The sequence below is a fragment of the Paenibacillus xanthanilyticus genome (genome assembly GCF_042682185.1).
Classification (GTDB): Bacteria; Bacillota; Bacilli; order Paenibacillales; family Paenibacillaceae; genus Paenibacillus_Z; species Paenibacillus_Z xanthanilyticus.
This window is the reverse complement of the sequence record NZ_JBHUHA010000001.1, coordinates 3,433,942-3,447,944: the sequence shown is the minus strand read 5'-3', so window position 1 is coordinate 3,447,944 and position 14,003 is coordinate 3,433,942. Positions and strand designations below refer to the sequence as shown.

General features: G+C 52.3%; 16 protein-coding genes. 15 read left to right on the top strand and 1 reads right to left on the bottom strand.

Annotated features, from left to right (window positions below):
* The first annotated feature begins 22 nt into the window (after window positions 1–22).
* The gene (locus ACFSKT_RS14835) at window positions 23–163 is read left to right on the top strand and encodes a hypothetical protein (RefSeq protein ID WP_377721757.1); all 141 of its coding nucleotides are present in this window, start codon (window positions 23–25) and stop codon (window positions 161–163) included.
* A gap of 205 nt (window positions 164–368) precedes the next feature.
* Window positions 369–530, top strand: a complete 162-nt coding sequence (locus ACFSKT_RS14830) for a hypothetical protein (protein WP_377721756.1) — start codon at window positions 369–371, stop codon at window positions 528–530.
* Between the two features lie 54 nt (window positions 531–584).
* Here ACFSKT_RS14830 and ACFSKT_RS14825 read toward each other — a convergent pair whose 3' ends face one another.
* Entirely contained in the window at window positions 585–956 is a 372-nt protein-coding gene (locus ACFSKT_RS14825) for a helix-turn-helix domain-containing protein (RefSeq protein WP_377721755.1), read from the bottom strand.
* 297 nt (window positions 957–1,253) lie between these two features.
* On the opposite strand from ACFSKT_RS14825, the gene ACFSKT_RS14820 reads away from it, so the two are divergent.
* The 13 genes from ACFSKT_RS14820 to rfbD all read left to right on the top strand — a co-directional run bounded on the left by ACFSKT_RS14820 (window position 1,254) and on the right by rfbD (window position 13,985).
* Window positions 1,254–2,003, top strand: a complete 750-nt coding sequence (locus tag ACFSKT_RS14820) for a YveK family protein (RefSeq protein WP_377721754.1) — start codon at window positions 1,254–1,256, stop codon at window positions 2,001–2,003.
* The gene (locus tag ACFSKT_RS14815; RefSeq protein WP_377721753.1) at window positions 1,984–2,655 is read left to right on the top strand and encodes a CpsD/CapB family tyrosine-protein kinase; all 672 of its coding nucleotides are present in this window, start codon (window positions 1,984–1,986) and stop codon (window positions 2,653–2,655) included. The genes ACFSKT_RS14820 and ACFSKT_RS14815 overlap by 20 nt, the downstream gene beginning before the upstream one ends.
* Window positions 2,656–2,888: 233 nt before the next feature.
* Window positions 2,889–3,797 (top strand): UTP--glucose-1-phosphate uridylyltransferase GalU, encoded by a 909-nt coding sequence (gene galU, locus ACFSKT_RS14810; protein WP_377721752.1) that lies wholly within the window; start codon window positions 2,889–2,891, stop codon window positions 3,795–3,797.
* Complete coding sequence (locus tag ACFSKT_RS14805) at window positions 3,794–4,462, top strand: sugar transferase (RefSeq protein ID WP_377721751.1); 669 nt, start codon at window positions 3,794–3,796, stop codon at window positions 4,460–4,462. The genes galU and ACFSKT_RS14805 overlap by 4 nt, the downstream gene beginning before the upstream one ends.
* Window positions 4,463–4,484: 22 nt before the next feature.
* Window positions 4,485–5,636: a glycosyltransferase family 4 protein gene (locus tag ACFSKT_RS14800; RefSeq protein WP_377721750.1), complete on the top strand. Its 1,152-nt coding sequence runs from the start codon at window positions 4,485–4,487 to the stop codon at window positions 5,634–5,636.
* Window positions 5,633–6,796 (top strand): glycosyltransferase family 4 protein, encoded by a 1,164-nt coding sequence (locus ACFSKT_RS14795; RefSeq protein WP_377721749.1) that lies wholly within the window; start codon window positions 5,633–5,635, stop codon window positions 6,794–6,796. Before ACFSKT_RS14800 ends, ACFSKT_RS14795 begins: the two co-directional genes overlap by 4 nt.
* Complete coding sequence (locus ACFSKT_RS14790) at window positions 6,786–8,165, top strand: O-antigen ligase family protein (RefSeq protein ID WP_377721748.1); 1,380 nt, start codon at window positions 6,786–6,788, stop codon at window positions 8,163–8,165. Before ACFSKT_RS14795 ends, ACFSKT_RS14790 begins: the two co-directional genes overlap by 11 nt.
* A gap of 74 nt (window positions 8,166–8,239) precedes the next feature.
* Window positions 8,240–9,244, top strand: a complete 1,005-nt coding sequence (locus ACFSKT_RS14785; RefSeq protein WP_377721747.1) for a glycosyltransferase — start codon at window positions 8,240–8,242, stop codon at window positions 9,242–9,244.
* The gene (locus ACFSKT_RS14780; RefSeq protein ID WP_377721746.1) at window positions 9,241–10,785 is read left to right on the top strand and encodes a lipopolysaccharide biosynthesis protein; all 1,545 of its coding nucleotides are present in this window, start codon (window positions 9,241–9,243) and stop codon (window positions 10,783–10,785) included. Before ACFSKT_RS14785 ends, ACFSKT_RS14780 begins: the two co-directional genes overlap by 4 nt.
* Window positions 10,782–11,534: a sugar phosphate nucleotidyltransferase gene (locus tag ACFSKT_RS14775; protein ID WP_377721745.1), complete on the top strand. Its 753-nt coding sequence runs from the start codon at window positions 10,782–10,784 to the stop codon at window positions 11,532–11,534. Before ACFSKT_RS14780 ends, ACFSKT_RS14775 begins: the two co-directional genes overlap by 4 nt.
* A 23-nt stretch (window positions 11,535–11,557) precedes the next feature.
* Entirely contained in the window at window positions 11,558–12,109 is a 552-nt protein-coding gene (rfbC, locus tag ACFSKT_RS14770) for a dTDP-4-dehydrorhamnose 3,5-epimerase (RefSeq protein ID WP_377721744.1), read from the top strand.
* A gap of 12 nt (window positions 12,110–12,121) precedes the next feature.
* Window positions 12,122–13,141: a dTDP-glucose 4,6-dehydratase gene (gene rfbB, locus ACFSKT_RS14765; RefSeq protein ID WP_377721743.1), complete on the top strand. Its 1,020-nt coding sequence runs from the start codon at window positions 12,122–12,124 to the stop codon at window positions 13,139–13,141.
* Window positions 13,134–13,985, top strand: a complete 852-nt coding sequence (gene rfbD / locus ACFSKT_RS14760; RefSeq protein WP_377721742.1) for a dTDP-4-dehydrorhamnose reductase — start codon at window positions 13,134–13,136, stop codon at window positions 13,983–13,985. The genes rfbB and rfbD overlap by 8 nt, the downstream gene beginning before the upstream one ends.
* The last annotated feature ends 18 nt before the right edge of the window (window positions 13,986–14,003 follow it).

Below are 14,003 nucleotides of genomic sequence, written 5' to 3'. Positions count from 1 at the left end.
GATGGAGAGGCGGTACATACTGATGGCGGAGCATTCAAGGGCTATTAGCGGGAAGCATGAAGAAAAGAAACGGATCACGCTCGACATCCAAATGATACTCGCGCAGCTAGGATTAAAAGAGAAATGGGAAGAGGAACTCAAATCGGCGGGAAGAGCTGAATAATCGCATAGATGCAGAACCGAGAGCGGCTTCAAAGGAAGACTTCATTCCTAGGGAGCCGTTTCTTCTTTGAGGGAAATAGATCTTCGACAAAAAGAGAGGAAAATAGCCCCAAGGTTCCGACAGCCTTTGAAAAACGGTTTGACTATACTTGATAAGTCGGGCAAAGCGCGGCAATATACCGAAACGGAAAAGGCAGGATCTAGCGATGGATAATGTAAAACGGATATCTGAAGCGGAAAACACGCGGATAAAAACAGAAATCAGTGTTGAAGTCATTATCGAACAGCTGGGCATCGACAGATTGAAGTTGCCGGCCGAACTCTCGCGAGTGCCGATAAATAAAGAAGAAGCAGGAATAAAACCATAGCCTGGCAACCGTGCCCTGGCTGTGGTTTTATTCCTGAATATAGGATGCGTAAGCTTAGGAATTCATCATGCGTTCCGCGCGGACAAACGCGATGAAACGACGAGCTTCCTCGGCGGAAAGTTTCTTGCCGTCAATCGTAAGATCAAATTTATCGAGAAGTTCCTCGTCGGATAGTTCAAGCTTATCGACGAAATCCTTAATCGGTTCATCCAGGGTCATTTGTGTCGAGTTCGTTCGGCCTACAAGGTAATCAACAGACACATGGAACAGATTGGCGAACTTCAATAACGTTTCGCTATCGGGTTCCCTGCGGTTCTTCTCATAGTGCGAAAGAGCTGCCCGCGAGATCCCCAGAGACGCGGATGTCTGTTCCTGCGTCCACCCCCGATCCTCCCTCAATTTCGCAATTCGGCTGCCAATATTCATAAAACGCCTCCTAAATTACTGCTCGTTCTTTCATATTAATACGAAACGCTTACAATTGCATTGAATGCGACGAAATGTCGCAAACTTGCAAAAACTATGAAAAACGTATTGACTTGTTACGTTCTGTATCGTAAAGTAAACCTTGCAAAGGATACGTAATGTATCAGTAATCATTTCCTGCCTGATTCTTATTTATACATTCATTTATTTTAAAACTTACAATCCGAAAATTCATTATGTTTGGCTAAAAAGACAAAGAGAAGTTTGAAAAACAATTTTTAATTGGAGGCTTGGGACGTGGAACTTAAGCGATACCTGCAAGTGATTCAGAAAAAATTATGGCTGATCGCATTAATTGTCTGTTGCGCGGTAGTTTTGTCGGTTGTGAAGTCGGTCTTCTTCTCGACTCCGGTCTATGAGGCTGAGGCGAAGTTGATCGTTAACCAAACGACGCAAACCGAAGGTCAAGAAGAGGAACCGACGATCAACTCTGTCCAAACGAATATTATGCTGATCAATACATATAAGGAGATCCTTCTCACGTCCGCCATCATGGGCAAAGTTTCAGATCAATATCCGCAATTGAAAGCAAGCGCTCGGGAAATTTCGACGCGCACGACGGTCAGCGCCGCAGCAGAGTCGCAAGTCATGCGTTTGACTTACCGCGATACTTCCTATGAGAACGCGGTTAGAGGTGTCAATGGTATCGCGAAGGTGTTTAAAGAACAAATTCCTTCCATTATGAAAATTGACAACGTGACGATTCTGAACGAAGCCTCTGCCGATGAGCCAGCAGCGCCGATCAACTACAACCCGGTCATGAGCGTTCTCCTGAGCTTTATCGTCGCATTAATTGCATCCGTTACACTCGTATTCTTCATTGACTACCTGGATAATACGTTTAAAACGGAAGAAGAGCTCGAAGAAGAGTTGGGCTTGCCGGTCTTGGCTCTCATCACGAAGAACGACAAGGAAGATCGCAAATATAAGAAGGACGCGAAAACTTCTTTAATGGAGGAAGGTAAATATGCCACGATCAACCAGTAACCGACATATTGCGCTCATCAATCCGAGTTCTCCAAACTATGAATCTTACCGGACGCTAAGAACGAACATACAGTTCTCCTCCGTTAATATTCCAACCAAGGTCATCATGGTCACTTCCTCCCAGAAGGGAGAAGGCAAAACGATGACGGCTAGTAATTTGGCCGTCGCGTACGCACAGGACGGCAAGCGGGTGTTGCTTGTCGATACAGATCTCCGCAATCCTTCCTTGCACCATGTATTCTCGCTTACGAACCGCGCAGGACTTTCGAGCGTGCTGGCCAATCAGGCTGGTTGGCAGGAGGTTATTCGGGACACGGGAGTTGAGAATCTCTCCATCCTAACATCCGGTCCGATCCCGCCTAATCCGTCCGAGCTGCTCGGATCCAGCCGCATGCAAGGGTTAATGGATGACCTAAAGGATCGCTACGATATTATTATCGCCGATACGACATCGGTACTTGCCGTTACGGATAGTCTTGTGTTGAGTCCGTTATGCGATGGCGTCGTCCTGGTTGTGGCGGCTGGCAAGGTCGAGAAAGACTTCGTAAAGAAAGCCAAAGCCAACCTGGAGCACGTGAATGCAAGAATTCTGGGCCTGGTGCTGATTAAAAGCAGCCGTAAGGATTCCGGGATGACCAAGCAGGCGAAGTAGTGATGACGCATGCTTCCGAACTGCATAGCTTCAGGTAATGTCTACTATACCTTTATCATTGTAGGCACTCGATTACGCTGTGGGTGGCAAACCTTAGACTTCCATAGTCAATGGTGTAATGTGAGGATGGGTTAAATGCCCTTTAATAGGATAAAAGAAGATAAATTATGCCCTTTTATCCAAGGGCATGATTTATGTTTTTTTATGGAAATAAACAAGATAGGGTGATGGTAATGAGAAAAGTAAGAAAAGCGATCATTCCCGCAGCAGGGCTTGGCACCAGATTTCTCCCCGCAACAAAAGCTATGCCAAAAGAAATGCTCCCAATCGTAGATAAACCTACTATTCAGTACATCGTCGAAGAGGCCATCGCTTCCGGGATTGAAGACATCATTATTGTCACCGGTAAAGGCAAGCGCGCGATCGAAGATCATTTCGACCATGCGTTCGAGCTGGAAAACAACTTGTTCAGCAAAGGTAAATTCGAGCTGCTGGACGAGGTTCGGCGTTCTTCCAATGTTGATATCCACTACATTCGTCAGAAAGAAGCGAAAGGACTTGGACACGCCGTATGGTGCGCGCGCAACTTTATCGGTGACGAACCGTTCGCCGTCCTGCTTGGGGATGATATCGTGCAAGCGGAGACGCCATGCGTCAGACAGCTCGCGGAGCAATATGAGCGCACAGGCAAGTCGGTTATCGGCGTGCAGACTGTTCGCCCCGAGCACACCGATCGTTACGGTATCGTCGATCCGTTGGAAGCCATTGGTAGACTCTATCAGGTTAATCGCTTTGTCGAAAAACCTAAAAAAGGAAACGCGCCGTCGAATCTTGCCATCATGGGCCGTTATGTTCTGACTCCCGAAATTTTCGAGTTTTTGGAGGAGCAAGAGGTTGGTGCAGGCGGAGAGATTCAGCTGACCGACGCGATCCAGAAGCTGAATGAGAAGCAGGGCGTATATGCGTATGATTTCGAAGGGGTGCGTTACGACGTAGGCGAGAAGCTGGGCTTCATTCTGACAAGCGTCGACTTCGCGCTTCGTAACGAAGACCTCCGAGCGCCACTGCTGGACGCGTTGGAAGAGATCGTGCAAAAGCAAAAACGGGATGAACTTCTGTTAAGCCGAGGTGAACGCGTATGAGCTTGAGGAATCATACGAATGCCGATGTAAAGGCAGCGCCGCGATCGCTCACGTTGAACAACGCGGTGAAACGGACTCTAGATGTCACGGGCGCGTTCTTTGGTCTTATCTTCCTGCTGCCCGTCATGATTCTGATTGCCATCTTGATCAAAACCAATGATCCCAAAGGCAGCGTATTCTTCAAGCAAAAACGTATCGGTCAGCACGGCAACGTGTTCGGCATTTATAAATTCCGTTCGATGGTAAGCAATGCGGAGGAGCGGCTGAAGCAGGATCCGGAACTTTACGCCAAATACATCGCCAATAACTATAAGCTGGATCAAGACGAAGATCCGCGAATCACGAACATTGGCCGTTTTTTGCGCAAGACGAGTTTGGACGAACTACCGCAGCTCGTGAACGTGCTCAAGGGCGAGATGAGCTTAGTCGGCCCGCGTCCGGTAGTCAAGGACGAACTGATCGAGTACGGCAACCGTGTATCCGAGTTTTTGTCCGTTAAACCTGGCGTAACCGGATATTGGCAGGTATGCGGCCGGAGCGACGTCGGTTATCCGGAACGCGTCGATTTGGAGCTGCATTACGTCTACCATCAATCGGTCTTCTTCGACATTAAGATCCTGTTCAAAACCGTATGGACCGTATTGCTCAAAAGAGGCGCCTACTAATATTCGTTCTGTGAGGTACTAGATGAAAATCGCAATCGTACATGACTGGCTCGTTACATATGCCGGTTCCGAGAAAGTGCTTGAACAACTGCTCCAGTTGTATCCGGATGCGGATATATTCTCAACCGTCGATCATCTGCCGCCCGGCGAACGCGGGTTTATTAAAAACAAACCGGTCACGACGTCGTTTATTCAGAAACTCCCGATGAGCAAGAAGAAATATCGCACGTATTTGCCATTCATGCCGCTTGCCGTCGAACAGTTCGATCTTTCGTCCTACGACTTAATTATCTCCAGCTCGCATGCCGTGGCGAAAGGCGTGATCACGGGTCCGACGCAGCTTCACATCTCGTACGTCCATTCGCCGATCCGGTATGCATGGGATTTACAGCACCAATATTTGAAAGAATCCGGGTTGGACAAAGGAGCCAAAGGCCTTGTCGCAAAATGGATGCTGCATAAGATGCGGCTATGGGATGCGAGAACGGCGAACGGCGTCGACCACTTCATCTCCAATTCGGGCTTTATCGCCAAACGTATTTACAAAACGTACCACCGCGATGCGCATGTGATTTATCCGCCCGTCGAGGTGGATCGCTTCCAATTCGGCGCTGCCAAACAAGATTATTATCTGACCTTCTCGCGCATGGTGCCCTACAAAAAAATCGACCTGATCGTCGAAGCGTTCTCGGCCATGCCGGATAAGAAATTAATCGTCATTGGCGACGGTCCCGACTTTAACAAAGTAAAAGCCAAAGCCGGCGCCAACGTGCAGCTGCTCGGATTCCGTCCTACGAGCGAGGTGATCGAATACGTGAAAAACGCCCGGGCGTACGTATTCGCGGCCGAGGAAGACTTCGGCATCAGCATCGTAGAAGCCCAATCGGCTGGCACGCCGGTCATTGCTTACGGCAGAGGCGGCGCGCTCGAAATCGTTCGGGGCATGGATACCGAACGTCCGACGGGCATTTTCTTCGATGAACAGACCGTACCCTCGATCGTTGACGCGGTCGAGAGATTTGAGAAGCAAGAAGATGCCATTGATTATTATGCATGCAGAGAGAATGCAGCTCGTTTCTCGACCGAAAGGTTCAGGGATGAATTCAAGTCTTTCGTTGACGAGAAATTGGGTGTCCGCGTCGCAAAATTACCGGCTGAGGGTGTATTCGTTTGATTAAAGTCATGTATTTCGGTCATCAAACCGATATGGCCGGAGGCGAAATCAGCCTTCTGCAGCTCATTGACAGCATCGACAAAACTGCCGTCAAACCCGAGATTATTATCCCTGGTCCGGGCCGGTTCAAAAACGAACTGGAGAAGCGGAGGGAACTGAAGAAGCACGAGCTCCATTTGCCCGATGAATTCGTGAAAGGAACGGCGCAGTCGTACGAATCGGGCGGCATCGCCAAGAAAGCGTACAGCGTCGTTCATTTGGTCAAAACCGCGCTGCAGCTGCGCAGCATTCTGAAGCAGGAGAAGCCGGACATTTTGCACACGAATACGTTGAAGGCGGCAGTCATCGCGACGATGGCGACGTTCATGGGGAAGACGAAACACATCTATCATGACCGGACGCATACGTACAATGTGGCTAACCGAATGATCTACCGCAGAGCGGAGAAAATCATCGCGATCTCGGACTTTGTCCGCAGCAAGTACGAAGGCTTGGATAAATCCAAGATCGTCCGTGTCTACAACGGCGTCAAGAACAAGCAGCTGGGCAAAGACGAATTTCAGCTCCGCGAGGCGTATGGCATCGGTGGCGACGAGGTGCTGATCGGCGTCGTAGGCCGCATTGTACCGTGGAAGGGGCACCGGACGTTCATCGAAGCGGCCATCAACCTCATGAAGGGGTCCTCGCAGAAGTTCAAATTCATCATCATCGGTTCGGCCGAGATCGAAGCGTCGGAGGGCTACGAGAATGAAATCAAGCAATTGATCGACAACTCGGGCTTTAAGGAAAACTTCATCTTCACCGGCTATCGCACCGACGTGCAAAACTTGATGAGCCAATTGAACGTGTTGGTCGTCCCCTCGATCGAAGAGGAAGCGTTCGGGCGCGTGATCATCGAAGGACAAATGAGCAACGTCATCGTGGTGGCCAGCCGCATAGGCGGCATACCGGAGCTGATCGTCGACAACGAAACCGGCTTGCTGTTCCGGCCGGGCGATTCCAGCGAATTGACGGAGAAGCTGCAACGCATCCTCCGCGATCCGGAGTGGGCGCTGCGGATTCGGGATAAAGGCTATGCGTCCGCGCACGAAAACTTCAATATCGATATTCATTCCGCGCGGATCAAACGCGTCTACGAGGAACTTCATTATGGTAGCTAGCATTCGGCACAATCGAACGCTGATCCTAACGTTGTTAACCGCCGTGCTCGGCGGCGCGGTACTTGGCGTGAGCAGCAACAACATGATGCTGCTCGGGCTTGTGGCAGGAACCGTCCTGTTCGTCGCGTTGTTTGCGGCATGCCTAGTCAACATCGAGGTATGGCTCGTTAGTTACGCGATCGCATTGACGATACTACCGCAAGTCAATGTCGCCGGTATGCCCGTCCAATTCGGGGATCTCCTGTTCCTGATCGGCTTGCTGATTTTCATGTACCGGCTGAAGCATTTGAAAGGCAGCGTGATCCTGACGGCGGCGTTCTTGTTCGTCGTGGCGGTTATTGTGTCGGTGCTCGGCGTGTTTCGGTATAACCCCGGCATGGCGTTCACGAGCTTCCTGAATGCGGGCCGAATTATCGAAGTCGTCTTCCCGGTATTTCTCCTGTCGACGTACGACAGGATCCGGTACGATCGCATCGTAAAATGGGTGTTGAGTTTGGCGGTACTGACCAATTTGTTCGGTATCATTCAATTTCTCATTCAGCTTCCGCTAGACTCCAAGACGGTATGGATCGGCAGCAAGAAGTTTTATCGAGCGTCCAGTATTTTCATGGAATCGAACAGCTTTGGGCATTTCACGGCCGCGATTTCCATTGCGCTGAGCGTCCTGCTTTTCGAGAAAAGCAGACTTCCCGCGGTTCAAGCGATGAAAGGCTGGCTGATTCCGACCGGACTCATTATCAGCATACTCGCTTGCCTGCTTACGTTCTCCAGAGGCGCCATGTTGATTTACCTGGTCGGCATCATCTTTTACGCCTTGATTACGCGAAGAGGGAGCGTGCTAATCAAGCTGGCCTTCACGGTCAGCGTGCCGCTCGCGGGTCTCTTCCTCCTCAACCAGGAAGTGTACCAGCTGCTTGCGGGTCGTATTACGATGACGGTTGCCAACATGTTTACCGATTTCGATTCGGTCAGCGGCGGCCGGGTGGATTCGTGGTCCATGGCGTTCGACGTCATCGGACAGAACTTGCTTACCGGCATTGGGTATAAGAATACGGTCGAGTACTTCTTGCTGTATTATGGCGAAGCAAGGGCAGGAGATAACAACTACATCACGATCCTGCTTGAACTCGGGATTACGGGGTTAGCCGCATTTCTTTACTTGGTCGTGAGCATGGTCTTCCAGCTCGCGCAACGAAAAAATCGGGTACATGCGACGATGCAAACGATTTTGCTCTCCGTCTGGGTTTCAACGCTGATCCAAATGTTCGTGCTGGATGCCTTTACGTTTTGGAGATCGCTAACCATACTGTTCGTTTTCATAGGGATCATGTTGTCATACAAACCATTTAAAAAGGAAGTCTCGTTATGACAAGTCTTAATTTCGTAGTGGTTGGATGGGAGCTGAATTACTCCCGAACGCGCATCTTGACGAGGAATTCGAGCATGGCCTTTCGAGAAGTCAGTCTAAACAAGAAGGGCAACTTGTTCGTTAACTACTGGACCGTCGTCAAGAAGCTGTCGGGACTGCTGTTTAAAACAAAAGTCGTCTATATACCGGCGTTGAACCAGGGAAGCGCGCCGATCTCCATTTTGCTCTCAAAACTGATGGGCAGAAAGGTCATCACGGATATGCTCATTTCTTCCTTCGACACGGTGACCGACGACCGGAAGATCGCGAAGAAACGTTCCTTGCGGGCGCTGAAAGCGTACGTGGCGGATTACGTATGCGTGAAACTGTCCGACAAAATCATCTGCGATACGGAAAAGCACAAAGAGTATTTCGTCGAGCATTACAAGTGCAGCGAAGATAAGGTGCTGGTCATTCCGGTCGGCTCCGAAGACATCTTCAAACCGATTCCCGTCAAACCGTACCGGGAAGACAGCTTTAACGTGCTGTTCTACGGCGGTTTCTCTCCGATGCACGGTATCGACAAAATCCTCATGGCGGCTAAAGAGCTCGACGGCAAGGAGAACGTCCATTTCGTCATCGTGGGCGGCGGGCAAACGAAGGACGAAATGCTCCAGCTGGCGGACCGACTGCAGCTCACCAACGTGGAATTCATCGACTTCGTGCCTTACGAGCAGCTGCCGGCGTTCATTAATTCGTTCGACGCGGGTCTTGGCATTTTCGGCGAGACCGGCAAAGCGTTCCGCGTCGTGCCGAACAAAGTGTACCAGATGGCCAGCTGCGGCAAAGCGGTCATAACGCTCGATACGCCGGGCATTCGGGAAGTATTCAGCGCGGATCGGGACATCGTGCTCGTACCCACGCAGGAGAACAATGCGCAGGGCATCGCGAAGCAAATCATGCGCTTGAAGCAAAACATGGCCGCGACGAAATCGATTGGCGAGGCGGCATCCACCTTAATGGAGCAGCGGTTGTCGCATCCGCAGCTGCAGGCTAGCTTTGAGCAGGCGGTAGCGGGACTCGAAGGTGCGCGCCGATGAACGCGGAGGTCGAAGCCGGAGACGTTCTCTCTAAGACCATTAATCGAATCAAGAAAGATATATTCGTGTATGGTCCGGCGCTGCTGATCCCGGCGCTGCTGAACTTGTTCTCCACGTCGGTGTACACCCGGATTTTCTCCCCGGACAGCTACGGCGACTACGCGCTGCTTCTCAGCACGGCGCTGCTAATGACGACGTTGGTCTCGCAATGGATGCAGCAGTCGGTCCAGCGCTATAGACCGCTGTACAAGAGCCGGGACGAATTGGGCGATTTCAACGCGAAGCTGCGCAATGTGCTGGTCGCAATTATGCTGCTGGTGCTCGCGATCGGCGCGGCCGCCTACCCGTTAGTCAAGGCGTACTCGAATTTGACGACCGCCGTCTATGTGTGCATCCTGCTGCTCATCGCCACGCAGACGCTGTATCTGGTGTGCAGCGCGGTGCTGCAGTCGGACTTGAATTCCAAGACCTATCGCAAGGTGAATATCGCCGGCGCCGTGCTCAAACTCGGTTTGGCCCTGCTCTTCATCTATGCGCTTTACAAGAATACGCTCAGTATCTTTATCGCGCTCATCGCGACGAACCTGATCGTGCTGATCCCGATGCTCCGGCTTACGGTGCTCAGCCGGAAGGAGAAAGCGACGGAGCGGGCGAGCCTTGGCGGCACGCTTGCGTTTGCCAAGCAATTCGCGTTTTACGGTTTCCCGATGGTCGGCTGGTTTCTGGGCAATTCGCTGCTGAACCTATGCGACCGCTATATCATCGGCTTCTTCTACAGCAGCCGCGAGGTCGGCATTTATATCGCGAATTACTCCATTGTCACGTCCAGCATCGGTTTGATTTGCAGTCCGCTGTTGACGGCGGCGCATCCGCTGTTCATGAACGCCGCGAGCCAAAGCGGCGTGACGACGAAGCAATTCGAGAAGCTGATTACGATGTTCTCCAAGGTGCTGCTGCTCTTCACGATTCCGATCGTCGGCTTCGTGACTGTCTACCGCTACGAAATTTGCCGGATTCTGCTCGGCGAAGCGTACACGGAGGGCGCGCTGCTCATTCCGCTGGCACTGGTCAGCGTGCTGCTGTGGAACTTGTCCATGTATGGACACAAAGGCTATGAAGTACGGGAGAAAACGCGTTGGATGCTCGTCTTCGTCCTGACGTCGGCGGTCGTGAACACGGTACTGAACTTCATCCTCGTGCCGCCGCTTGGATACCTTGGCGCCGCGATCGCGGCGATCGGCGGAACCTTCACGTACTGCTTCCTGGTGCATATCAATTCCAAGCGGTTCATCGCTTGGCGCTTACCTTGGGTCTCGATAGCCAAGGCAGCGGGCACGACCGCGGTCATGGCCGCACTGCTCCTCCTGGTGAAAGAGTTTTTCGACGGCGGCATATGGGCGCAGCTGATCGTCGGCGGGTTGCTAGCAGCCCCGATCTATGCCGCCGGACTGATCGTAACGAAAGAGATCGACCTCAAACGAATCGCACCGCTCGCGAAAAAACGGGCGAATAAAAAAGTATTGGAGCGTGGATTGGAATGAAAGGCATTATTCTTGCAGGCGGTACCGGTTCCCGGTTGTATCCATTGACGAAAGTAACGAACAAGCACTTGCTGCCGGTTGGCAAATACCCGATGATCTATCACTCGATCCATAAGCTGATCGCGGCGGGCATTCAAGATATTCTGATCGTGACCGGACGGGATCATATGGGCGACGTGGTCAACCTGCTTGGCAGCGGCTACGAATTCGGCGCGACGTTCTCCTACAAGGTGCAGGACCAGGCCGGCGGCATCGCCCAGGCGCTTGGACTTGCTCAGAGCTTCGTCAAGGACGAACCGATGGTGGTCATCCTGGGCGACAACATTTTCTCCGACGACCTGACGACGTACGTGGAGAACTTCAAGCGTCAAGGCACCGGGGCGAAAATTTTGCTCAAAGAAGTGCATGATCCCGAGCGTTACGGCGTAGCCGAGCTGAATGGCAACCTCATCGTGGACATTGAGGAGAAACCGAAGCAGCCGAAGAGCTCCTATGCGGTCACCGGCATCTACATGTACGACGCCAACGTGTTCAACGTCATCCGGACGCTGAAGCCGTCGGGCCGCGGCGAGCTGGAGATCACGGACGTGAATAACGCCTACATCCAATCCGGCACGTTGACCTATGATCTGATGAACGGCTGGTGGACGGATGCCGGCACGCACGAATCGTGGGCACATGCCAATGAGCTCGTCCGTAACCATCAATTCGACTTGAATTTCGGAAAAGAAGCCGTCGCGGCAAAGTAATCCGACCGAAGGAGACATGAAGCTTGAAAATCATAGAGACGAAGCTGAGCGGCGTGCTCGTGATCGAAACCGACGTGTTCGGCGACCATCGCGGCTTCTTCACCGAAAGCTACAATAAAAAGACCTTCCACGAAGCGGGGATCACCCACGACTTCATTCAGGATAATCATTCTTACTCGGCGGAGGCCGGCACGCTGCGCGGACTGCACTACCAACTCGCGCCGAAGGCGCAGACCAAGCTGGTACGCGTGGCGGCAGGCGCGATCTATGACGTCGTGGTCGATATCCGCGAAGGTTCGGAAACGTTCGGCCAATGGGTGGGCGTGATCATCAGCGAGAGCAACAAACGCCAGATTCTCGTGCCCAAAGGCTTCGCGCACGGCTTCTGCACGCTGACGCCGCATACGCAGGTGATGTATAAAGTCGACGAGCTGTATTCGAAGGAACACGACCGCGGCATTCTGTGGTCCGATCCAGATCTCGGCATCGACTGGCCGACGTCCAAGGTTGTCCTATCCGACAAGGATACGGTTCATCCGGGACTGAAAGACGCGGAAATCAACTTTACGATATAGGAGACAAGAGACATGAACCTATTGGTAACGGGTGGAGCAGGATTCATCGGAAGCAACTTTATCCGCTTTATGATCGATAAATACCCACATTACACGATCGTGAACTACGATGCGCTGACGTATGCAGGCAATCTGGAGAATCTGGCATCCGTCGAGAAGCATCCGAATTATCATTTCATTAAGGGCGATATTTGCGACAAGACGCTCGTCAACGATACGGTGAAGAATTACGCCATCGATATCATCGTCAACTTCGCGGCGGAGTCCCACGTGGATCGCAGCATTACCGAGCCCGACATTTTCATCAAATCCAACGTGCTTGGCACGCAAGTGCTGCTCGATGCGGCGAAGGATCACAACTTGCGCAAATACGTGCAAATTTCCACTGACGAGGTATACGGCTCGCTCGGCGAGACGGGCTACTTCACGGAAGAGACGCCGCTGGCGCCGAATAGTCCGTATTCGGCCAGCAAGGCGGGCGGCGATCTGCTCGTCCGCGCGTACCACGAGACATTCGGAATGAACGTCAACATTACGCGCTGCTCGAACAACTATGGACCGTTCCATTTCCCGGAGAAGCTGATTCCGCTCATGGTGACGAACGCGCTCGAAGGCAAAGACCTGCCGGTGTACGGCGACGGCTTGAACGTGCGCGACTGGCTGCACGTCATGGACCACGCGTCCGCGATCGATCTGGTCATCCATAACGGCAGACCCGGCGAAGTGTACAACATCGGCGGACATAACGAACGGACGAACATTACGATCGTCAAGCTCATTCTCGAGCTGCTGGGCAAGTCGGAGGAGCAAATCCGGTTCGTCGAGGATCGCAAGGGCCACGACCGCCGTTACGCGATCGACCCGACGAAACTGACCAACGAGCTCGGCTGGGTGCCGAAGTACACGTTCGAGACCGGCATCAAAGAAACGGTGCAATGGTACCTGGACAATAAATACTGGTGGTCGCGCATCAAGAACGGCGATTACATGAACTATTACGAGCAGCAGTACGGCGCGAAGCTCCATGGCTAAGGGGAAGGCGCTCGTAACCGGCGCGCAGGGCCAGCTCGGCCAGGATCTTGTCGCCGCCTTAACCAAGCTTGGTTATGAAGTCAAAGGCTGCGGCAGAGCCGAGCTGGACATTACGAACTACGAGGAGACGAAAGCGATCATATACGGCTTCCGTCCCGACGTCATCGTGCACGCAGCGGCGTATACCAAAGTCGATCAGGCCGAAACCGATCAAGAGACGGCTTACCAAGTGAATGCATACGGTTCGCGCAACCTGGCAGTGGTTGCGGAGAATGCCGGCGCGAAACTGGTCTACGTCAGCACCGATTATGTATTCAACGGTCAAGGGACCGAACCGTATGACGAATTTCAACCGACGATGCCGATCAATGTATACGGGCGCACGAAGTTGGCCGGCGAACAATTCGCTCAACAATTCTGCTCGAAGCATTTCATCGTGCGCACCTCGTGGGTATACGGACCGAACGGCGCCAACTTCGTAAAGACGATGTTGAAGCTCGCCGACGAGCGGGACACGATCAGCGTCGTGAGCGACCAAGTCGGCTGTCCGACGTTTACGCACGACCTTGTAGATACGATATGTAACCTTGTTGAAACTGAAAAATACGGTTTGTATCACGTTTCCAATGCCGGCCACTGCTCTTGGTACGAATTCGCGCAAGCCATATTCGAACTTGCCGGCAAGCCGGTTACCGTAGAGCCTGTAGGCACGGACCAGTTCCCGCGGCCTGCGAAGCGGCCGTCCTACTCGGTCTTTGACCACAAGGCGCTGGCGTATAATGGCTTCCCCCCGATGCGTCACTGGAAGGATGCGCTCGCCGAGTTCATTCGGAATTACGCATAGAACGCCAACAACGATGAT

Bases quoted from the DNA above. Each gene is read 5' to 3' on its own strand.
- ACFSKT_RS14825 (WP_377721755.1), bottom strand. From the start codon at position 956: ATGAATATTGGCAGCCGAATTGCGAAATTGAGGGAGGATCGGGGGTGG.
- ACFSKT_RS14805 (WP_377721751.1), top strand. From the start codon at position 3,794: ATGAGCTTGAGGAATCATACGAATGCCGATGTAAAGGCAGCGCCGCGA.
- ACFSKT_RS14775 (WP_377721745.1), top strand. From the start codon at position 10,782: ATGAAAGGCATTATTCTTGCAGGCGGTACCGGTTCCCGGTTGTATCCA.
- rfbD (WP_377721742.1), top strand. From the start codon at position 13,134: ATGGCTAAGGGGAAGGCGCTCGTAACCGGCGCGCAGGGCCAGCTCGGC.
- ACFSKT_RS14780 (WP_377721746.1), top strand. From the start codon at position 9,241: ATGAACGCGGAGGTCGAAGCCGGAGACGTTCTCTCTAAGACCATTAAT.
- ACFSKT_RS14790 (WP_377721748.1), top strand. From the start codon at position 6,786: ATGGTAGCTAGCATTCGGCACAATCGAACGCTGATCCTAACGTTGTTA.
- rfbB (WP_377721743.1), top strand. From the start codon at position 12,122: ATGAACCTATTGGTAACGGGTGGAGCAGGATTCATCGGAAGCAACTTT.
- ACFSKT_RS14815 (WP_377721753.1), top strand. From the start codon at position 1,984: ATGCCACGATCAACCAGTAACCGACATATTGCGCTCATCAATCCGAGT.
- ACFSKT_RS14830 (WP_377721756.1), top strand. From the start codon at position 369: ATGGATAATGTAAAACGGATATCTGAAGCGGAAAACACGCGGATAAAA.
- ACFSKT_RS14835 (WP_377721757.1), top strand. From the start codon at position 23: ATGGCGGAGCATTCAAGGGCTATTAGCGGGAAGCATGAAGAAAAGAAA.
- ACFSKT_RS14800 (WP_377721750.1), top strand. From the start codon at position 4,485: ATGAAAATCGCAATCGTACATGACTGGCTCGTTACATATGCCGGTTCC.
- galU (WP_377721752.1), top strand. From the start codon at position 2,889: ATGAGAAAAGTAAGAAAAGCGATCATTCCCGCAGCAGGGCTTGGCACC.
- ACFSKT_RS14785 (WP_377721747.1), top strand. From the start codon at position 8,240: ATGGCCTTTCGAGAAGTCAGTCTAAACAAGAAGGGCAACTTGTTCGTT.